General features: G+C 61.4%; 17 protein-coding genes. 12 read left to right on the forward strand and 5 right to left on the reverse strand.

The features are described 5' to 3' along the window. Positions 1-64: 64 nt before the first annotated feature. From EJA71_RS14820 to EJA71_RS14830, 3 genes are all read left to right on the forward strand, one after another. Positions 65-847 carry a sulfite exporter TauE/SafE family protein gene (locus tag EJA71_RS14820; RefSeq protein ID WP_158958018.1) on the forward strand — a complete coding sequence of 261 codons (783 nt, stop codon included), beginning with the start codon at positions 65-67 and terminating at the stop codon, positions 845-847. 79 nt (positions 848-926) lie between these two features. Continuing rightward, complete coding sequence (lgt, locus tag EJA71_RS14825) at positions 927-1742, forward strand: prolipoprotein diacylglyceryl transferase (protein WP_007913003.1); 816 nt, start codon at positions 927-929, stop codon at positions 1740-1742. A gap of 50 nt (positions 1743-1792) precedes the next feature. Further along, positions 1793-2764, forward strand: coding sequence for a thymidylate synthase (locus EJA71_RS14830; RefSeq protein ID WP_158958020.1), 972 nt, complete (start codon positions 1793-1795; stop codon positions 2762-2764). A gap of 136 nt (positions 2765-2900) precedes the next feature. Here EJA71_RS14830 and cadR read toward each other — a convergent pair whose 3' ends face one another. Continuing rightward, the gene (gene cadR, locus EJA71_RS14835; protein ID WP_016983204.1) at positions 2901-3350 is read right to left on the reverse strand and encodes a Cd(II)/Pb(II)-responsive transcriptional regulator; all 450 of its coding nucleotides are present in this window, start codon (positions 3348-3350) and stop codon (positions 2901-2903) included. A gap of 84 nt (positions 3351-3434) precedes the next feature. On the opposite strand from cadR, the gene EJA71_RS14840 reads away from it, so the two are divergent. From EJA71_RS14840 to EJA71_RS14870, 7 genes are all read left to right on the forward strand, one after another. Next, positions 3435-5744, forward strand: a complete 2310-nt coding sequence (locus EJA71_RS14840) for a heavy metal translocating P-type ATPase (RefSeq protein WP_158958022.1) — start codon at positions 3435-3437, stop codon at positions 5742-5744. Between the two features lie 13 nt (positions 5745-5757). Then, positions 5758-6621, forward strand: a complete 864-nt coding sequence (locus tag EJA71_RS14845; protein ID WP_158958024.1) for a LysR family transcriptional regulator — start codon at positions 5758-5760, stop codon at positions 6619-6621. Positions 6622-6842: 221 nt separating this feature from the next. Next, a complete protein-coding gene (locus tag EJA71_RS14850; RefSeq protein ID WP_158958027.1) occupies positions 6843-7919 on the forward strand; it encodes a putative 2-aminoethylphosphonate ABC transporter ATP-binding protein in 1077 nt (358 codons plus the stop codon). Continuing rightward, positions 7919-9643: a putative 2-aminoethylphosphonate ABC transporter permease subunit gene (locus EJA71_RS14855; RefSeq protein WP_158958029.1), complete on the forward strand. Its 1725-nt coding sequence runs from the start codon at positions 7919-7921 to the stop codon at positions 9641-9643. The genes EJA71_RS14850 and EJA71_RS14855 overlap by 1 nt, the downstream gene beginning before the upstream one ends. Positions 9644-9679: 36 nt before the next feature. Then, complete coding sequence (locus EJA71_RS14860) at positions 9680-10705, forward strand: putative 2-aminoethylphosphonate ABC transporter substrate-binding protein (protein ID WP_007912988.1); 1026 nt, start codon at positions 9680-9682, stop codon at positions 10703-10705. Positions 10706-10850: 145 nt separating this feature from the next. Continuing rightward, positions 10851-11984, forward strand: a complete 1134-nt coding sequence (locus tag EJA71_RS14865; RefSeq protein ID WP_158958031.1) for a TIGR03364 family FAD-dependent oxidoreductase — start codon at positions 10851-10853, stop codon at positions 11982-11984. Further along, complete coding sequence (locus EJA71_RS14870; protein WP_158958033.1) at positions 11984-12541, forward strand: phosphonate degradation HD-domain oxygenase; 558 nt, start codon at positions 11984-11986, stop codon at positions 12539-12541. The genes EJA71_RS14865 and EJA71_RS14870 overlap by 1 nt, the downstream gene beginning before the upstream one ends. A 126-nt stretch (positions 12542-12667) precedes the next feature. On the opposite strand, the gene EJA71_RS14875 is transcribed toward EJA71_RS14870, so the two are convergent. Then, positions 12668-14044 (reverse strand): GTPase/DUF3482 domain-containing protein, encoded by a 1377-nt coding sequence (locus EJA71_RS14875; protein ID WP_158958035.1) that lies wholly within the window; start codon positions 14042-14044, stop codon positions 12668-12670. Further along, a complete protein-coding gene (locus EJA71_RS14880; RefSeq protein ID WP_158958037.1) occupies positions 14037-15410 on the reverse strand; it encodes a DUF2868 domain-containing protein in 1374 nt (457 codons plus the stop codon). Before EJA71_RS14880 ends, EJA71_RS14875 begins: the two co-directional genes overlap by 8 nt. An 85-nt stretch (positions 15411-15495) precedes the next feature. Here EJA71_RS14880 and EJA71_RS14885 point away from each other — a divergent pair, with 85 nt between their 5' ends. Then, positions 15496-16008, forward strand: a complete 513-nt coding sequence (locus EJA71_RS14885; RefSeq protein ID WP_158958039.1) for a dihydrofolate reductase — start codon at positions 15496-15498, stop codon at positions 16006-16008. A 149-nt stretch (positions 16009-16157) separates the two neighbouring features. Here the strand turns inward: EJA71_RS14885 and EJA71_RS14890 are convergent, their stop codons facing one another. Beyond that, a complete protein-coding gene (locus tag EJA71_RS14890) occupies positions 16158-17549 on the reverse strand; it encodes an L-cystine transporter (RefSeq protein ID WP_158958041.1) in 1392 nt (463 codons plus the stop codon). Positions 17550-17791: 242 nt separating this feature from the next. On the opposite strand from EJA71_RS14890, the gene EJA71_RS14895 reads away from it, so the two are divergent. Next, the gene (locus tag EJA71_RS14895) at positions 17792-18853 is read left to right on the forward strand and encodes a hypothetical protein (protein WP_064116295.1); all 1062 of its coding nucleotides are present in this window, start codon (positions 17792-17794) and stop codon (positions 18851-18853) included. Positions 18854-19042: 189 nt separating this feature from the next. Here the strand turns inward: EJA71_RS14895 and ilvD are convergent, their stop codons facing one another. Next, the gene (gene ilvD, locus EJA71_RS14900) at positions 19043-20884 is read right to left on the reverse strand and encodes a dihydroxy-acid dehydratase (protein WP_158958043.1); all 1842 of its coding nucleotides are present in this window, start codon (positions 20882-20884) and stop codon (positions 19043-19045) included. Between the last annotated feature and the right edge of the window lie 135 nt (positions 20885-21019).

Consider the following 21019-nt stretch of genomic DNA (forward strand, 5'->3'; position numbering starts at 1 on the left):
GCGAGGGGTGTGCATCCGTTACCATGCCGCTCCGGTTTTGCGGATGCGGTCTGGGGAGACGGTCATGGAATTTCTGCTCTATCTGGCGCTGGGCGCCTGTGCGGGCGTGCTGGCCGGACTGTTTGGCGTCGGCGGCGGGATCATCATCGTGCCGGTGCTGGTGTTCAGTTTCACCCTGCAGGGCTTTGATCAGTCGATCCTGACCCATCTGGCGGTCGGTACGTCGCTGGCGACGATCATCTTCACTTCGGTCAATGCCGTGCGTGAACACCACCGTCGCGGCGCGGTGCGCTGGCCGATCTTCATGTGGATGGCCGTCGGCATTCTGTTGGGTGCCGGTTTCGGTGCGCTGACGGCAGAGGCGATCTCCGGCCCGCACCTGCAAAAGATCATCGGCGTGTTCGCCTTGATCATCTCGGTGCAACTGGCGCTGGACATCAAGCCCAAGGCCAGCCGAACCGTGCCGGGCAAATTCGGTCTGACCGTGGCCGGCAGCATCATCGGTTGGGCCTCGGCAATTTTCGGCGTCGGCGGCGGTTCGCTGACCGTGCCGTTCCTGACCTGGCGCAGTGTGCCGATGCAGCAAGCGGTGGCGACTTCGTCGGCCTGCGGTCTGCCGATCGCGCTGGTCAGTGCATTAAGTTTCATGATTCTCGGCTGGCACGATCCGTTGTTGCCGCCGCATAGTCTCGGTTTTGTGTATTTGCCGGCGTTGTTGGGCATCGCCCTGACCAGCATGATCTTCGCCCGCATTGGCGCACGTTTGGCGCATCGATTGTCGCCGCGTTTGCTGAAACGGCTGTTCGCCGCTTTGCTGTTCAGCGTGGGTCTGAGCTTTCTGCTTTAACCGCGTCGCAATCCTGGCTTAATCCTGAGGTGGCAGCGTCGCCCGGGAATTTTGGTTTCAACTCTAACGAGGAGTCGCAATGCTGCCTTACCCGCAGATCGACCCGGTGGCACTGGCCATCGGTCCGCTGAAAATCCACTGGTACGGTCTGATGTACCTGATCGGCATCGGCGGTGCGTGGCTGCTGGCGTCGCGCCGGCTCAACCGTTTCGACCCGACCTGGACCAAGGAGAAACTCTCCGACATGGTCTTCTGGATGTCGATGGGCGTGATCGTCGGCGGACGTCTGGGTTACGTGCTGTTCTACGATCTGAGCGCCTACCTGGCCAACCCGACGCTGATTTTCGAAGTGTGGAAGGGCGGCATGTCGTTCCACGGCGGCTTTATCGGGGTGATGCTGGCCGCGTTGTGGTTCGGCAAGCGCAACGGCAAGTCGTTCTTCCAACTGATGGACTTCGTCGCACCGATGGTGCCGATCGGTCTGGGTGCCGGGCGCATCGGCAACTTCATCAACGCCGAGTTGTGGGGCAAAGCCACCGACGTGCCGTGGGCCATGGTCTTCCCGCCATTCAGCGATCCAGCGCAACTGCCGCGTCACCCGTCGCAGCTGTATCAGTTCGCGCTCGAAGGCGTGGCGCTGTTCCTGATCCTGTGGATTTTCTCGCGCAAACCGCGCCCGACCATGGCCGTATCGGGCATGTTCGCGCTGTTCTACGGCATCTTCCGTTTCATCGTCGAATTCGTTCGCGTACCGGATGCGCAACTGGGCTACCTGGCCTGGAACTGGCTGACCATGGGCCAAGTGCTCTGCGTACCGATGATCGTCGGCGGGCTGTTCCTGATCTGGCTGGCCTATCGTCGCGCACCGGCAGCACCACTCGCGCCGACGGCTTAAACTACGAACCCCGGCGCGCGACGCCGGGGCTCAAAGGACACAGGTAACTCATGAAGCAATATCTCGAACTGGTCTCGCACGTCATCAAGAACGGCAGCAAACAGGCCAACCGCACCGGCATCAACACCATCAGCTTCCCGGGTGCGATGCTGCGTTTCGATCTGCAGGAAGGTTTTCCGGCGATCACCACGCGCAAAATGGCCTTCAAATCGGCCATTGGCGAGATGTGCGGTTTCCTTCGTGGCGTTAACAACGCCGCCGAATTCCGTGCGCTGGGCTGCAAGGTCTGGGACCAGAACGCCAACGAAAACGCGCAGTGGCTGGCCAACCCGTTCCGTCAGGGCGACGACGACCTCGGCGAAATCTACGGCGTGCAATGGCGCAAATGGCCGGCGTACAAGCAGATCCCGCTGAGCAACAGCGCCGCCATCGAGCAAACACTGAGCAACGGCTACAAGCAGATCGCTCAGGGCGAAGAAGACGGCCAGGCTTACGTGGTGCTGTACAAAGCCATCGACCAGGTTCGTCAGTGCGTCGACACGATCATCAAGGATCCGGGCAGCCGCCGCATCCTGTTCCACGGCTGGAACGTCGCTCAGCTCGATGAAATGGCCCTGCCGCCGTGCCATCTGCTGTATCAGTTCCACCCGAATGTCGAGACCAAGGAAATCTCCCTGACCCTCTACATCCGCTCCAACGATCTGGGTCTGGGCACGCCGTTCAACCTCACCGAAGGCGCCGCGCTGCTGAGCCTGATCGGTCGCCTGACCGGTTACACGCCGCGCTGGTTCACCTATTTCATCGGCGACGCGCACGTCTATGAAAACCATCTGGACATGCTCAACGAACAGCTCAAGCGCGAGCCGTTCGCCATGCCGAAGCTGAAGATCTCTGATCGTGTGCCGGATTTTGCCAAAACGGGCGTGTATCAGCCGGAGTGGCTGGAGCTGGTCGAGCCGAGCGATTTCTCGCTGGAAGGCTACGAGCACCACGCGCCAATGACCGCGCCGATGGCGGTCTGACAAGCAATACGCAATAGGATCGTTCCCACGCTCTGCGTGGGAATGAATCCCGTGACGCTCTGCGTCACTTTGGACGCGGAGCGTCCATGGCGGCATTCCCACGCGGAGCATGGGAACGAGCGTTATGCGGTGTTCTTTAGTGGCCGTGGCTGCGGCCTACATGGGAGTGTTCGACTTCCGTCGCGACAACCCCGCCACTCACTTCCAGCCGCTGCAAAATCCCGCATTGATCGGCCATCGGCCCTTCGCCACAGCGTTGGCGCAGGTCGAGCAGTTGCGTCTGCAACGCCAACAACCCATCGATCCGCGCCTTCACATGCTGGATATGCTCGTCGATCAGCGTATTCACGCTTTCACACTGGTCCTGCGGGCTATCACGCATGGCCAGCAGGCTGCGGATTTCTTCGAGGGTCATGTCGAGGGTGCGGCAGTTGCGGATGAAGGTCAGGCGTTCGGCGTGGGCCTGGGTGTAGACGCGGTAGTTACCGTCGCTGCGGGCCGGTTCCGGCAGCAGGTTTTCGCGCTCGTAGTAGCGGATGGTTTCCACGGCGCAGTCGGTCAGCTTGGCCAGTTCTCCGATCTTCATGACGGCAATCTCCAAAAGGGTGCTTGACCCTATAGTGGCTACAGGGTCTTTACTTGGCAACAGGCACCTTCATGGACGCGACCAATGAGCGATTCCCAGCACACCCACAAGCCCGGCGACGGGCACGAACACAGTCATAAATTGCAGCCTGTGCATCAGCATGCCCATGGCGGCGATTCTTGCTGCGGGTCGAAAGCCGCTGCGCCGGCACCGGTTCATTCGCACGAAGACGCCTGCTGCTCGTCGACAGCGGCCGCGCCTGCGTTGGTGCAGCTGAGCGAGAAAACCACTGCCGACGCGCGTCTGAGCAGTTTCCGCATCGAGGCGATGGACTGCCCGACCGAGCAGACGCTGATTCAGAATAAGCTCGGCAAACTCGCCGGTGTGCAGCAACTGGAATTCAACCTGATCAACCGCGTGCTCGGCGTTACCCATAACTTGCCGGGTACCGAGCCAATCGTTGAGGCGATCAAATCCCTCGGCATGCACGCCGAGCCGCTGGAGGCGGGCGTCGATTCGCCAGCCCCGGCGCCGGTGAAAAAGCACTGGTGGCCGCTGGCGTTGTCCGGCGTCGGTGCACTCGCCGCTGAAGTCATTCACTTCACCAACGCCGCGCCAAGCTGGGTGGTGGCGATCATCGCGCTGGTGTCGATCCTCAGCGGTGGCCTGACGACTTACAAAAAGGGCTGGATCGCCCTGAAGAACCGCAACCTCAACATCAACGCGCTGATGAGCATCGCCGTGACTGGTGCCATCCTCATCGGCCAGTGGCCGGAAGCGGCGATGGTGATGTTCCTGTTCACCGTCGCCGAACTGATCGAAGCACGTTCGCTGGACCGTGCGCGCAACGCGATCAGCGGCCTGATGCAGATGACGCCAGAGCAAGCCACGGTGTTGCAGGCTGACGGCAGCTGGATTGAGCAGGAGGTGAAAAGCGTCGAACTCGGCGCCCGCGTGCGGGTGAAACCCGGCGAGCGCATTGCGCTGGACGGTGAAGTGCTCAGCGGCAACTCGACCATCGATCAGGCACCGATCACCGGGGAAAGCCTGCCGGTAGAAAAAACCATCGGCGACAAAGTGTTCGCCGGCACCATCAACCAGGCCGGTTCGCTGGAGTACGCGGTCAGCGCAGCGGCGAACAATTCGACCCTGGCGCGAATCATCCACGCCGTCGAACAGGCCCAAGGCGCGCGCGCACCGACCCAACGATTCGTCGATCAATTCTCGAAAATCTACACGCCCGTGGTGTTCGTGTTTGCCTTGGCCGTGGCGATCATTCCGCCGCTGTTCATGGGTGCCGTGTGGTTCGACTGGATCTATCGCGCGCTGGTGTTGCTGGTGGTTGCATGCCCTTGTGCACTGGTTATTTCCACTCCGGTGACCATCGTCAGCGGCCTCGCGGCAGCGGCGCGCAAAGGCATTCTGGTCAAGGGCGGCGTGTACCTGGAGGGCGGTTTCAAACTCGATTATCTGGCGCTGGATAAAACCGGCACGATCACCCACGGCAAACCGGTGCAGACCGATTACCTGTCTCTCGACGCGAAAGCCGATGCCACGGCGCTGGCCATCGCTGCGGCATTGGCCGGACGTTCCGATCACCCGGTGTCGCTGGCCATCGCCAACGCCGCAGTGGATAAAAACTTCGCCGCGCTGATTGTGGATAACTTCGAAGCGCTGGGCGGGCGTGGTGTCAAAGGCGAAATCAACGGCCAGATCTATCATTTGGGCAACCATCGTCTGGTCGAAGAACTCGGCCTGTGTTCGCCAGCGCTGGAAGAAAAACTCTTCGCGCTGGAGAAACAGGGCAAATCCGTGGTGTTGCTGCTCGACAGTTCCGGGCCGCTGGCGCTGTTCGCCGTGGCCGATACCGTCAAGGAAACCAGCCGCGAAGCGATCCGCCAGTTGCACGAACTCGGCGTGAAAACCCTGATGCTCACCGGTGATAACGTCCACACCGCTCAGGCGATTGCCGCGCAGGTCGGCATCGACGAGGCCCGAGGCGACTTGCTGCCGACCGACAAACTGCAAGCCATCGAAGATCTGTATGCACAGGGTCGACGGGTCGGCATGGTTGGCGACGGCATCAACGACGCCCCGGCGCTGGCTCGCGCCGAGATCGGTTTCGCCATGGCCGCTGCCGGCACCGACACCGCCATTGAAACCGCCGATGTCGCCTTGATGGACGACGATTTGCGCAAGATCCCCGCGTTCATCAGCCTGTCGCGCAATACCGCCAGTATCCTGAAACAGAACATCGCACTGGCCCTGGTGATCAAGGCTATCTTTCTTGCGGTAACCTTCGCCGGGCTCGCCACCATGTGGATGGCGGTGTTTGCCGACATGGGCGTGAGCCTGTTAGTGGTGTTCAACGGTTTGCGCCTGCTGCGCAAATAGATGAGGTAAGGTTGTGCTGAGTGCCGAGCTGAAAGCGTTTTACATGGTCGCCCGCCTGGGCAGCATCACGCTGGCGGCGAAAAAACTCGGCCTCAGCCAACCGACCGTGACCACGCAGATCCGTAATCTGGAAAATCAGTATTCGGTGGAGTTGTTCTACCGTGGCGGCCGGCGTTTGAGCGTCAGCGACGAAGGCGCGCGGTTGCTGCCGATGGTCAAAACGCTGTTGCAGCAGGAAGCCGACATCGAATTCTTCCTGCGCAACAGCGGCCAAGTGCAGGGCACGTTACGCATCGCCGCGACGGCGCCGTATTACATCCTCGATCTGGTGAAGACCTTTCGCGAGCGTTTGCCGCAGGTGGAAGTGTCGGTGGAAATCGGTAACTCGCAGCAAGTGCTCGAAGCGCTGGAGGATTACCGCGTGGACATCGCTGCGTCGTCGCAATTGCTCGATGACGCGCGGTTGATTCGTCGGGTGCTCGGGACGGATCCGCTGGTGCTGGCGGTGCATCGCAATCATCCGCTGGCGGCGCAGGAGCATGTGGCGTTGAGCGCGTTGGCCGGGCATACGCTGTTGATGCGCGAGTCGGGTTCGACCACGCGGCGGCTGACGGAAGAGTTGCTCGCGACTGCCGGGGTGAGTTTCGGGCCGCTGCTGGAGATTGGCAGCCGTGAGTCGATTCGTGAGGCGGTGTTGCGCAATATCGGCATCAGCATTATTGCGCGGCAGGAAGTGCCGCATGATCCGCAGTTGCGCGTGCTGACCATCGAGAATGCGCCGCAGATTCCTGAATATCTGTATTGCCTGAAAGAGCGCAAGGGCGCGCGGTTGCCGGCGGCGTTCCTCGGTTTGGCCCAGGAAATGTCCCCCGCGTAACGATCGTTCCCACGCTCCGCGTGGGAATGCAGCCCGGGACGCTCTGCGTCCCAAGAGCCGAACGCGGAGCGTCCGATGAGGCATTCCCACGCAGAGCGTGGGAACGATCGGTGGTGAACCAAAATCCCCGAATACCACTATCGGCCGTTTTTGCCTCGTTGCCACATGACGGACGCATTACAACTCTAGGATTGGCCTCATCTGCTTGATGAGGTCTGCCCATGAATCCTGCCATCGCAACTGCCCTGACCAACCCCGGTGCGCCGATGAAAGTGCGCGGCGTGCAGAAACGCTTCGGCGCGTTCACTGCGCTGGATAACGTCTCCCTCGACGTCGCCGCCGGTGAACTGGTGTGCCTGCTCGGCCCCTCGGGCTGCGGCAAGACCACGTTGCTGCGCTGCATCGCCGGTCTGGAGAAACAGGACAGCGGCGAGCTGTACCTCGGCGACCGCGACGTCTCGCACCTCGCCCCGCAAGCTCGAGACTACGGGATTCTGTTCCAGTCCTACGCGCTGTTCCCTAATCTGACCGTCGAAGCGAACATTGCCTACGGTCTCGCCGGCAGCGGTCGCGATGAAGTGCGCCGCCGCGTCGGCCAGATGCTGGAGCTGGTCGGCCTCACCGGCAGCGAGAAAAAGTACCCCGGCCAATTGTCCGGCGGCCAACAGCAACGTGTCGCGCTGGCCCGCGCTTTGGCGCCGGCACCGTCGCTGCTGTTGCTCGACGAACCGATGTCGGCCCTCGACGCTCGTGTTCGCGAGCATCTGTGCACCGAACTGCGCCAACTGCAGCGCAACCTCGGCATCACCACGCTGATGGTCACGCACAATCAAGACGAAGCCATGCTGATGGCCGACCGCATCGCCGTGATGAATAACGGTCGCGTCGAGCAATACGCCACGCCGCAGGAAATCTACAACCGCCCGGCCACGCCGTTTGTGGCCGAGTTTGTCGGCCAGGGCAACTGGTTGCCATTCCAGCGCAGCAGCGACACTCACGCGCAGGTCGGCGGAATGAACCTGCGCCTCAGCGACGGCAGCGTCCAGCGTGCTTCGGGTCGTTTGTTCTGCCGTCCGGAAGCGATCAATGTCAATCCGCCGGTGCACGAAGAAAACCTGTTCCCGGCCAAAGTCCGCGAGATCACCTTCCTCGGCAACCGCTGCCGCATGAGCTTCGAACTCGATCAATTGCCGGGCCACGCCTTGCTCGCCGAACTCACCCCGGAAGCCATGCCACGCCTCGGCGCCCAGCAGATCATGGTCGCCTTGCCGCCGCGCAGCCTGCAGGTGTTTGCCTGATGAACAGCAACCTCGCGCTGCCGCTACCGCACAAACAGGTGCGACAGACCTCCAAAGCCGAGATCGGCGATCGCATCTTTGTCGTCGGCGGCAAAGTCCTTCTGCTGCTGTTACTCGGCGTCGCGGTATTGCTGCCGTTGCTGGCGATCTTTTGGCGCGGCTTCAGCAGTGAAGCCGGGCAGGGCGGTGGCTGGATCGCGGCGAAGGAGCTGGTGAGCAGCGAGAATTTCCACTGGCTGCTCGGCAACAGCCTGAAGGTTTCCCTCAGCGTCGCGGCCATCGTCGTACCGCTGGCCTACCTGTTTGCCTACGCGCTGCAACGCACGATGATTCCGGCGAAGGGCATCTGGCGTGGGATTTCTCTGCTGCCGCTGATGGCGCCGTCGATGCTGCCGGGGATTGCACTGGTTTATCTGTTCGGCAACCAAGGCATGTTGCGCGGCCTGCTCTCGGACAACATCTATGGGTTCTGGGGGATTGTGTTGGGCGAGGTGATTTACACCTTTCCGCACGCGCTGATGATTTTGCTCTCGGCGTTGTCGCTGGCCGATGCGCGATTGTTCGATGCGGCGTCGAGCATGGGTGCCAGTCCGGCGAAAGCCTTTCGCAGCATTACCTGGCCGGCGACGCGGCAGGCTGTGTTCGCCGCGTTCTGTCTGGTGTTCACGCTGACCATCACCGATTTTGGTGTGCCGGTGGTGGTCGGCGGCGACTATCAAGTGCTCGCGCTGGAGGCCTACAAAGCCGTGGTCGGCCAGCAGCAATTCGGTCGCGGCGCGTTGATCGGCATGGTGCTGTTGCTGCCGGCGCTGTTCAGCTTCGGCGTCGATGCCTGGCTGCGTCGGCGTCACGGCGACTCCATGAGCGGGCGGGCGCAGGTGTTCAAACCGGCACCGTCGAAACTGCGCGACGGCTGCTATCTGGCGATTGTTGTGTTGATCAGCGCCGCGTTGATTCTGGTGTTCGGCATGGCGGTGTTTTCGTCGCTGGTGAAGTTCTGGCCGTACAACCTGTCGCTGTCGCTCAATCATTACCAGTTCAACGAAACCGCTGGCGGTGGCTGGCTGGCTTACAGCAACAGTTTGAAAATGGCGCTGGGCACGGCGTTGATCGGCAGCGTGCTGATTTTCACCGGCGCTTATCTGATGGAGAAAACCCGCGATCAGCGCGGGCTTAACCTGGCGTTGCGCATGCTCAGTTTTGTGCCGATGGCGGTGCCGGGGCTGGTGCTCGGTCTGGGTTACGTCTTCTTCTTCAACCTCACGGGCAACCCGCTGCATGTGCTGTACGGGACGATGACGCTGCTGATCGTCTGCACCATTGCGCACTACCTGACCACCGCACAAATGACTGCAACCACCGCACTGCGCCAACTCGACGCCGAGTTCGAAGCTGCCGCGCTGTCGCTGAAGGCGCCGCTGTACCGCCACTACCTGCGCGTCACCGTGCCGATCTGCCTGCCAGCACTGCTCGACATCGTGCGCTACCTGTTCGTCTCGGCGATGACCACGGTGTCGGCGGCGATCTTCCTCTACAGCCCCGACACCATCCTCGCGGCGGTGGCGGTGCTGAACATGGATGACGCCGGCAATGTCGGCGGCGCGGCGGCGATGTCGACCCTGATTCTGTTCACCTCGGCGGGCGTGTCCTTGCTGCTGGCGTGGGCCTCGCGCGGCTTGCTGCGCCGTTCCCAAGCCTGGCGGCAAACCGCGCCCGGTCACTGATTCCAACCCCGTTCAACTCATTACAGGAAAACGATCATGTTCAAGCCTATGGCCCTGGCCGCTGCTGTGCTCGCTACTTTCAGCCTGAATGCCTTCGCGGCAAAAACCGAGTTGACGGTGTACACCGCCCTCGAAGCCGAGCAATTGAAGTCCTACAAAGAAGCCTTCGAAAAGGCCAACCCGGACGTCGAGATCAAATGGGTACGTGATTCCACCGGGATCATCACCGCCAAACTGCTCGCCGAAAAGGCCCGTCCGCAGGCTGACGCGGTGTGGGGCCTGGCGGCTTCGAGCCTGGCGATCCTCGATCAGCAAGGCATGCTGCAAAGCTACGCGCCGAAGGATCTCGGCAAGATCGGCGCGAACTACCGCGACGCCGCCAACCCGCCAGCGTGGGTCGGCATGGACGTCTGGGCCGCGACCATTTGCTTCAATACCGTCGAGGCCGAGAAACAGGGTTTGACCAAGCCAGTGAGCTGGCAGGATCTGACCAAGCCTGAGTACAAGGGCAAGATCGTCATGCCGAACCCGGCGTCGTCCGGCACCGGTTTCCTCGACGTCAGCGCTTGGCTGCAGACCTTCGGCGAGAAGCAGGGCTGGGCCTACATGGATGGCCTGCACCAGAACATCGGCCAGTACGTTCACTCCGGTTCCAAGCCTTGCAAACTGGCGGCGGCGGGGGAATTCCCGATCGGCATTTCCTTTGAATACCCGGCGGTACAGCTGAAGCGTCAAGGCGCGCCGCTGGACATCATCCTGCCGAAGGAAGGCTTGGGCTGGGAGATCGAAGCCACCGCCGTGATCAAAGGCACACCGCATGAAGAGGCGGCGAAGAAACTGGCGGACTTCTCGGCGAGTGCTGAGGCGATGGATCTGTACAAAGAGAACTTTGCTGTTCTCGCGCAGCCGGGGATCGCCAAGCCGCAGACGGAATTGCCGGCGGATTATGAGCAGCGTTTGATCAAGAACGACTTCGCCTGGGCTTCGAAGAATCGCGACGAGATTCTGACCGAGTGGCGCAAGCGCTATGACGGCAAGTCCGAGAAAGTCGCTGCCAAGTAACCGTTGCCGATCGTTCCCTCGCTCTGCTGATCGTTCCCACGCTCCGCGTGGGAATGCAGCCTAGGACGCTCCGCGTCCCTGTGACGCGGAGCGTCACGGTATTCATTCCCACGCGGAGCGTGGGAACGAGCATTGAGGTAGCTTCATGACACAACACAAAGACCTGCTGATCGTAGGCGCCGGCATCCTTGGCCTGTCCCACGCCTACGCCGCCGCCAAACGCGGTCTCAAAGTCGCTGTTTTCGAACGCACCGCCACACCCCTCGGCGCCTCGGTGCGCAACTTTGGCCAGGCCCTGGTCACCGGCCAACCACCGGGCCCGATGCTCGAACTGGCCAAGGCCAGCCGCGAGATCTGGGGCGACTGGGCGCAACTCGCCGGTCTGCAAATCAAGCGCAACGGCTCTTATCTTTTCGCCAGAACCGAAGCCGAAGAAGACCTGCTCGAAGCCTTCTGCAACGGCCGCGCCGTGGAGCACGGTTACAACGTTGACCTGCTGCGCGGCGACGCATTGCGCGATCTGTACAACGGCCAGTTCAGCCATCATCGCGCCGCCCTCCACGGCATCGATGATCAACAGCTGTATTCGCGTGAAGCGATCCCAGCGCTGATCGACTATCTGCGCCGCGACCTCGGCGTCGAGTTTCACTTCTCCACGCTGGTGCGCGACGTCGAACCCGGTCACCTTCACAGCACCGCCGGCAGTTTTACCGCCAGGCAGATCATCGTCTGCTCCGGCCACGACTATCAGACCTTGCTGGCCGAACCGATTGCCGCACTCGACCCACAAATCTGCCGCCTGCAAATGCTCCGCGCCAAACCGCTGATCGGTCTGAATCTGCAACACGCTTTGCTCACTGGCCTCAGTTGCGTGCACTACGGCGCCTTCGCCGATCTGCCGGAAGCGGCGGCGGTGCAGGCGCAGATCCTGCGCGAACAACCGCATCTGCACGACAACGGTATCCACCTGCTGATCAGCCCGACGCCCTACGGCGAACTGATCATCGGCGACTCGCACCATTACGGCAGCGACCCTTCACCGTTCAACGCCGAGCAAGTCGATAACTGGATGATCGAGTTGGCCGAACAGACGCTCGGCTGCAAGGTGCAAGTGGTCGAGCGCTGGCAGGGCGTCTATGGTTCTCGGGGGCCGGGGCCGTTTTCTTTCTTGCGCCCGGCACCGGGGCTGAGTGTGGCGCTGATGCACACCGGCGTCGGCATGAGCGTCGGCCCGGCGATGGCCGAGCACAACGTTGCGCAGTTGCTGGAGGAAATTTGATGACAGCTCACGAGCAAACCGTCGCCAAGGTATTCGCGCTGTATGAGCGTTTTGGCACCAGCGATTACATCGGCGAACCGGTGTCGCAGATCGAGCACATGTCCCAGGCCGCCGAACTGGCGATCGCCGAGGGCTTTGATGATGAAGTGGTGCTGGCGGCGTTCTTCCATGACATCGGCCATCTGTGTGCCGAAGGCGCGGAGAACATGGGCGGGTATGGCGTGGTCAGCCATGAACGGCTCGGCGCGGATTATTTGCGCGAGGCTGGTTTCAGTGAGCGGCTGGCGCGTTTGGTGGAATATCACGTGCAGGCCAAGCGGTATCTGACGTTGCGTGAGCCGGGGTATTTCGAGCGGTTGAGCGAGGCGAGCCGGCGGACGCTGGCGTATCAGGGTGGGGTAATGACGGCGGCGGAGGCGGATGTGTTTGAGCGCGATCCGTTGTGTGCCGTCAGCCTGCGGATGAGGCAGTGGGATGAGCTGGCCAAGGAGAGGGCGGTGCCGGTGATTGATCTGGCCGTATTGAAGGAGAAAGCGGCGCGATTGTTGGCTGCTTAGGTCTTGGAACCGGGTTGCTGCCATCGCTGGCAAGCCAGCTCCCACAGGTTTTTCGGTGAATACAATTTTGTGATCAGCGAGATCCCTGTGGGAGCTGGCTTGCCAGCGATGGGGCCAGGTCAGGCACTAGAGCTCTTTGGCTAACGACTCAATCTGCTCCTGCCGCTCCGCCTGATTCAACTTCGCCTGTGGATTCAACGACGACCACTGCGGATGCGCCCGCGCCTTGTTCAGCGCTTCCGGCAACTTTCCCTCGCGCCAGGTCTTGTCCTGCGGCGTCGCCACTTGAACCGCATCCATCGCCGCGTGCCCACGCTGATCCAGCGCCAACACCAACTGCCGCTGGCGCAACGCCAACAGCCGCAACACCCCGTCATCCACCGTCAGCTCGCGCTGCCCTTTGATCTTGCCGAGCAAGCGACTGCCATAACTGCGCGCCGTCTGCAGCGCACCCCCGGCAATCGCCCCTGCCAACGCCGCTGCGCCAAGGGTAATCCCGCCAACCAGCAAGTCCACACCAGCCCCAGCAGCCGCACCGGCAGCAATCCCACCGCCCACGCGCACGCCGAGTTGCTTGAGAGTTTCCGGGTTGAACAGGTCATCGCCCCAGCGCCCATCGAGCAACGGCAAATCACTCGCCGCCGCATCCTGCGGGCGAAACGCATACAGCTTGAGCAGCGCCTCAACACACTTCTGCTCGCGCTGACGCACAGCCTTGCGCAGTTCGCTGATGGCCTGCTGTTCCTGCTCGGCCTCGCTGACCACACTGCGCCGACAAGCCGCACAGTCGATCAATAACTCAGCAATCAATCGCGCCGCACCTTGCTGGCGGGCGAGGCGCTGCGCCTGTTGATCGGCAATCAATCGTTCGAGTTGTGGCCGGGCGTTTTCCAGCAGCAGCGCGAGGCTTTCATACAGCCGCCGCTCGCCATCCTCCGGCGGCGCCACACTGTCGAAACGCACCAGCGCATGCAGCCCCAGCCGCGCCAACGCTTCACGCCAATCCGGCTCGCGATGGTTGGCGCTGCTGACGAAATTCAGCACCGGCAGCAGCGGTTTGCCGCAACTGGCGAGCACTTCCAGCTCATCACGATATTTGGCCAGCACCGGTTCGCGGGCGTCGATGACATAAAGACCGGCGTCGGAGGCGAGCAGTTGCCGCAGCACTTTGGCCTCCTGTTCGAAACGCTGGCGCGCCTCGCTGCCGTCGAGAAACCGCGCCAGTCGCGCCGGGCCATCGAGGCGTTCGCCGGGGCGTTCCAGACGTTCGAGAAAATCCAGCAGGGCGATGGCGTCTTCCAGCCCCGGCGTGTCGTAGAGGTCGAGCAACGGCTCACCGTCCACCGACAAACGCGCGCCTTCGACATGCCGCGTGGTGCTCGGGCGATGGGAGACTTCGCCGAAGCCGACATCGCGGGTCAGCGTGCGCAGCAGTGAGGTCTTGCCAACGTTAGTGTGGCCGACCACCGCGAGTTTCAGCGGCGCTTTCCAGGCATCAGTCATGGCCAGTCTCCAACCAGTTCAGCGGCGCGCAATCGGCAAACGGCAACTCCAGTTGTTGCAGGGCAACATGCCAGTCGCCGAGGCGTTCGGCATCCAATGCTTCACCGGGTGGCGCTTGCAACAGCCAGACGCGAGTTTCCCCGGCGTTGCGCGCCAGTTCGGCGATCAAGGCGAGGCTGCCGCGATCCGGCGAGCGTCGTGGATCGCAGGCAATCGCCAAGCGTGCTGGCGGAAAGCGGCTCAATTGTTCGAGGAGTTTATGGCGCGATTCGCGGCTGTCGAGAATGCCGGCGTTGCTGACATTTTTCGGCAGCGCGGGCGGCCACGGCCGTTGTTCATCGAGTTCGATGGCAACCAGCAGCGCGCCTTCACTGGCGAGTTCGCCGACGCTGCTTTCGACGCGATGCAGTTGCGCAGGCTCCGGATCATTGACGCCGAGGCGTTCGCTGGTCGGCATCAAGCGTTCGCGCAATTGCGCGTAGCCGGGCAGGTTCAAGTCCAGACGCAGCGCGGCTTTGCCGCTGTTCCAGCGCCAAAAGCAAAACAGCGCGAGCAGCAAACGCGGCAGCACACCGTACACCACCAACACGCCGACCAGCCAAGTCGCCCAGGCCTGACGCGCGCTTTCGATGTCGAGCGCGCCGTCGCCGCTGGCGCGGATCATTTCCACGGTCGGCACGTTGAAACCGACCAGCGACGGCAGGTAGCCGAGCGCGTGGGTGACATGGATAAAGGTGTCGGCGCTGAGAATCGTGGTTTCCCAGACGAAGCCGTAGCGTCGGGTCGCCATCAGCGTCAGCAGCAGAATCAGTGCGCTGAGCATCGCCAGCAACCACAGGCCATTGACCAATGTGCCGAGCGCCCAGCGATTGAGTTTCTTGCGTTGCAGCATCAGCAGCAGGGCGGGCGCCAGTTGCGCGGCTTTGGCATCGCGGGCCATTTTTTCGCTGAGCCATAACCACAATCGCCCGAGGGTGGCGCCGGTTTCGCCGGCAAAGATCAATCCCAGCAACCAGCTCAGCAACAGAATCAGGTTCAGCCCGAGCAGGCTGCCCAAGGCCCAGAACACGTTGACCGGGGTTTGTCCCAACGCTGCAAAGGCCAGGCCGGCGCCGCTCAACACCGCGAAGATCATCAACAACACCAGCGCCAGACGCGCGCCTTGCAGCCAGTGTTTGAGGGCATGGGTCAGCCCGTCGCGTTCCGCCAGCCATAACGCCCGGCATTGAATGCGGCTCGGCAGATCGCCGCCGGCGGTGCGGGCCAGACGATTGGCTTCCAGGTCATCCAGCGCGCCTGCGTGTTCTTCGCGCAGGCGCACGGTTTCGGTGAGCCAAAGGTTTTGCAGTGGAGTCAGTTCAGTCACGCGGCGTCCCGTCGCTTCATTGAGCGCTGAGCATAACCGCTGTGGCGCTTATCGGGGTAAGCGCGGCTCTGGTATCCTCGCCGGCATGACTAAATCACTCCCCCTCAGCCTGATCGCAGCCCTCGGTGAAAACCGCGTGATCGGCGTCGACAACAGCATGCCCTGGCACCTGCCGGGCGACTTCAAATACTTCAAGGCCACGACTTTGGGCAAGCCGATCATCATGGGTCGCAAGACCTGGGATTCGCTCGGTCGGCCGTTGCCGGGGCGCCTGAACATCGTGGTCAGCCGTCAGGCCGATCTGGTGCTCGAAGGTGCGGAAGTTTATCCGTCGCTGGAAGCCGCCGTGGTTCGCGCCGAAGAGTGGGCGAAGGCACAGGGCGTCGATGAGTTGATGCTGATTGGCGGCGCGCAGTTGTACGCGCAAGGGCTGGCGCAGGCGGATCGTCTGTATTTGACCCGAGTGGCGCTGAGCCCGGAAGGGGATGCGTGGTTTCCGGAGTTTGATTTGAAGCAGTGGAAGCTGGTTTCAAATGTTGCAAACCCGGCGGTTGAAGATAAGCCGGCGTACAACTTCGAAGTCTGGGAAAAAGCCTAAAAGATCGCAGCCTGCGGCAGCTCCTACACGGTATCTGTAGATCGTTCCCACGCTCTGCGTGGGAATGCCTCAACGGACGCTCTGCGTCCAAGTGACGCGGAGCGTCACCGGCTGCATTCCCACGCGGAGCGTGGGAACGATCGTCTGGGTTAAGCCTGCGCCAACTCCGTATGCTCATCGGCATCCAGCAGTTCTTTATCCGTCTGCTGCATCACCTGACTGGTAATCGCACCGGCCGTGATCGAACCACTCACGTTCAACGCCGTGCGGCCCATATCAATCAGCGGCTCAACCGAAATCAGCAACGCCACCAATGACACCGGCAAGCCCATCGCCGGCAGCACGATCAGTGCGGCGAATGTCGCGCCGCCACCGACACCGGCCACACCGGCCGAGCTCAACGTGACAATCGCCACCAGCGTCGCGATCCACAGCGGATCCAGCGGGTTGATACCCACGGTTGGCGCAACCATCACCGCCAACATCGCCGGGTACAGACCTGCGCAGCCGTTCTGGCCGATGGTCGCACCGAACGACGCCGCGAAACTGGCCACCGATTGCGGAATCCCCAGACGACGGGTCTGCGCCTCAATGCTCAGTGGAATGCTCGCTGCACTCGAACGGCTGGTGAACGCGAACGTCAGCACCGGCCAGATCTTGCGGAAGAAGCGCAGCGGGTTGATCCCGGCCGCCGACACCAGCAAACCGTGCACGACAAACATCAGGCCCAGACCGAGGTACGACACCACGACGAAACTGCCGAGTTTGATGATGTCCTGCAAGTTGGAACCGGCGACCACTTTGGTCATCAGCGCCAGCACACCGTACGGGGTCAGCTTCATCACCAAGCGCACCAGACGCATCACCCAAGCTTGCAGGGTGTCGATGGCGTTGATCACTTTCTGACCTTTTTCGACGTCATCCTTGAGCAATTGCAGCGCGGCAACCCCGAGGAATGCAGCGAAAATCACCACGCTGATGATCGAGGTCGGCTTGGCCCGGGCCAAGTCGGCAAAGGGGTTCTGCGGGATGAACGACAGCAGCAGTTGCGGCACATTCAGGTCGGCGACCTTGCCGGCATAGTCGCTTTGAATGGTTTGCAGGCGGGCCATTTCCTGGGTGCCGGCGACCAGACCTTCGGCGGTGAGGCCGAACAGGTTGGTCAGGCCGATACCGATCAGCGCGGCAATCGCGGTGGTGAACAGCAGGGTGCCGATGGTCAGAAAGCTGATCTTGCCCAACGACGACGCGTTGTGCAGGCGCGCCACGGCGCTGAGGATCGAAGCGAACACCAGCGGGATGACGATCATTTGCAGCAACTGCACGTAACCGTTGCCGACCAGATCGAACCAGCCGATCGACGCTTTCAGCACCGGGTTGCCGGCACCGTAAACGGTGTGCAGCGCGACGCCGAAGGCCACGCCCAGCGCGAGGGCAAGCAGTACTTTTTTCGCCAGGCTCCACGAGGTGTGGCGGGTTTGCGCCAGACCGAAGAGCAGGGCGAGGAACACCAGCAGATTGAGGATCAGCGGCAGATTCATGAAAACTCCGATAAGACTTGTGCCAGTCGCACTCTTGGGCAACTGCGAACCGGCAAGCCTAACAGTTTGATTTGCAATGATTTAATACCGAAATCGCAGGGTGTCCGTCGTTTTTGGAATAAGCGCGTGTCGCTCTCGGCAATGCATTTGACGCAAACAGGGGCGTGAGCGGTCGCTGGCAGACGAGGAATGTCACACTTATTTGTTAGCGTCGATCTCTTTGAATCAGGGAGAAGAGGCTTATGAAGTTCGCACCGAAATTTCTGGCGGTCGCACTGACTGTCGGCATGGGCCTGGCCACTCAGGCCTTCGCCACCGACCTGAAACACTGGCCGGCGGATCAAGCCAAGGCACTGGACGCGATGATCGCTGCCAATGCCAACAAAGGTAACTACGCAGTGTTCGACATGGACAACACCAGTTACCGCTACGACCTTGAAGAATCCTTGCTGCCGTTCATGGAAAACAAGGGCCTGATCACCCGCGACAAACTCGATCCCTCCCTGAAACTGATGCCGTTCAAGGACACCGCCGACCACAAGGAAAGCCTGTTCAGTTATTACTATCGCCTGTGCGAAGTTGACGACATGGTCTGCTACCCATGGGTGGCGCAGGTGTTCTCCGGTTTCACCCTCAAGGAGCTTAAGGGCTACGTCGATGAGTTGATGGCCTCGGGTAAACCGGTACCGGCGACGTATTACGAAGGCGACGTGGTTAAAAAGCTCGACGTCAATCCGCCGAAGATCTTCACCGGCCAGCAAGAGCTGTACAACAAGCTGATGGAGAACGGTATCGAGGTCTACGTGATGACCGCTGCTTCTGAAGAACTGGTGCGTATGGTCGCGGCGGATCCGAAGTACGGCTACAACGTCAAACCGCAGAACGTCATCGGCGTGACCACGCTGCTGAAGAACCGCGAGACCAACGAACTGACCACCGCGCGCAAGCAGATCACTGCCGGCAAATATGACGAGAAGGCCAACCTCGGCCTTGAGCTGACGCCGTATCTGTGGACACCGGCGACGTGGATGGCCGGCAAACACGCGGCAATCCTGACCTACATCGATGAGTGGAAAAAACCGGTCTTGGTCGGTGGCGATACCCCGACCAGCGACGGTTACATGTTGTTCCACGATGTCGACGTGGCCAAAGGCGGGATTCACTTGTGGATCAACCGCAAGGACAAATACATGACGCAGCTGAACGGCATGATGGCCAAGCACGCGGCGGCGCAGGCGAAAGAAGGGTTGCCGGTGACGGCGGACAAGAATTGGGTGATCGTTAAACCGGAGGAGATTCAATAACCCCCAGAATCCCCTGTAGGAGCTGCCGAAGGCTGCGATCTTTGATCGTTCCCACGCTCTGCGTGGGAATGCAGCCCGTGACGCTCCGCGTCACTGGACGCGGAGCGTCCCTTGAGACATTCCCACGCAGAGCGTGGGAACGATCAGCCCCGCACTTGGCGGGGCATTTTTATTGCTGCGATTTGATGCTTACAGCCCGTCGAGCATCGCTTTGTTACGCACAGCACCTTTGTCGGCGCTGGTCGCCAGCAGGGCGTAGGCCTTGAGTGCGGTGGTCACTTTGCGTGGGCGGATCTCGACCGGTTTCCAGCCTTTTTTGTCCTGTTCGGCGCGGCGTGCCGCCAGTTCTTCATCGCTGACCAACAGGTTGATCGAGCGGTTCGGAATGTCGATCAGCACTTTGTCGCCGTCCTGCACCAGACCGATCGCACCGCCGGCCGCTGCTTCTGGCGAAGCGTGACCGATGGACAGACCCGAAGTACCGCCGGAGAAACGCCCGTCAGTGAGTAGCGCACAAGCTTTGCCCAGGCCTTTGGATTTCAGGTACGACGTCGGGTAGAGCATTTCCTGCATGCCCGGGCCGCCTTTCGGGCCTTCGTAGCGAATGATCACGATATCGCCAGCCTTCACTTCGTCAGCAAGGATGCCGCGTACGGCGCTGTCCTGGCTTTCGAAGATCTTCGCGTTGCCTTCAAAGACGTGGATCGATTCGTCGACACCGGCGGTTTTCACCACGCAGCCGTCGATGGCGATGTTGCCGTACAGCACGGCCAAACCACCTTCTTGCGAATAGGCGTGTTCGAAGCTGCGGATGCAGCCGTTTTCACGGTCATCATCCAGGGTTTCCCAACGGGTCGACTGGCTGAATGCCGTCTGGGTCGGAATACCGGCAGGGCCAGCCTTGAAAAAGTGATGCACCGCTTCATCGGTGGTCTGGGTGATGTCCCACTTGGCGATGGCTTCTTCCATGCTGCGGCTGTGTACGGTCGGCAGGTCGGTGTGCAGCAGACCGCCACGGGCCAGCGAACCGAGGATGCTGAAGATGCCGCCGGCGCGGTGCACGTCTTCCATGTGGTACTTCTGAATGTTCGGCGCAACCTTGCACAGCTGTGGAACGCTGCGCGAGAGACGGTCGATGTCGCGCAGGTCGAAATCGATTTCGGCCTCTTGGGCAGCTGCGAGCAAGTGCAGGATGGTGTTGGTCGAACCGCCCATGGCGATGTCGAGCATCATCGCGTTCTCGAACGCCTTGAAGTTGGCGATGTTGCGCGGCAGTACCGAGTCGTCGTTCTCGCCGTAGTAACGCTTGCACAGCTCGACGATGGTACGGCCGGCCTGCAGGAACAGTTGTTCGCGGTCGCTGTGGGTGGCGAGGGTCGAACCGTTGCCCGGCAAGGCCAGACCCAGTGCTTCGGTCAGGCAGTTCATCGAGTTGGCAGTGAACATGCCGGAGCAAGAACCGCAAGTCGGACAGGCGCTGCGCTCGTACTCAGCGACTTTCTCGTCAGAAGCGCTTTCGTCGGCGGCGATCACCATGGCGTCGACGAGGTCGAGGCCGTGGGACGCGAGTTTGGTCTTGCCGGCTTCCATCGGGCCGCCGGAAACGAAAATCACCGGAATGTTCAGGCGTAATGCAGCCATCAGCATGCCTGGGGTGATCTTGTCGCAGTTGGAGATGCAGACGATGGCGTCGGCGCAGTGGGCGTTGACCATGTACTCGACGGAGTCGGCGATGATCTCGCGACTCGGCAGCGAATACAGCATGCCGTCGTGGCCCATGGCGATGCCGTCATCCACGGCGATGGTGTTGAATTCTTTCGCTACGCCACCAGCGCGTTCGATTTCACGGGCGACCAGTTGGCCCAGATCCTTCAGGTGCACGTGGCCCGGTACGAACTGGGTGAACGAGTTGGCAATGGCGATGATCGGCTTTTTGAAGTCGTCATCTTTCATCCCCGTGGCGCGCCACAGTGCGCGGGCGCCGGCCATGTTGCGGCCGTGGGTGGATGTTTTCGAGCGGTAATCTGGCATGGAGCACTCCGGGCGGCTAATCAGGTACTAAATGGGAGTGAGCTTCTATTGACCTCTGGAACACTCAGAAATGGCCGTGTGTCCGGAAGTTGCCGATGACGTTGCGGGATCGCCGCTGGTCTCAGCCTGAGCTCA

This window comes from Pseudomonas sp. PB106 (assembly GCF_009764645.1).
Lineage (GTDB): Bacteria > Pseudomonadota > Gammaproteobacteria > Pseudomonadales > Pseudomonadaceae > Aquipseudomonas.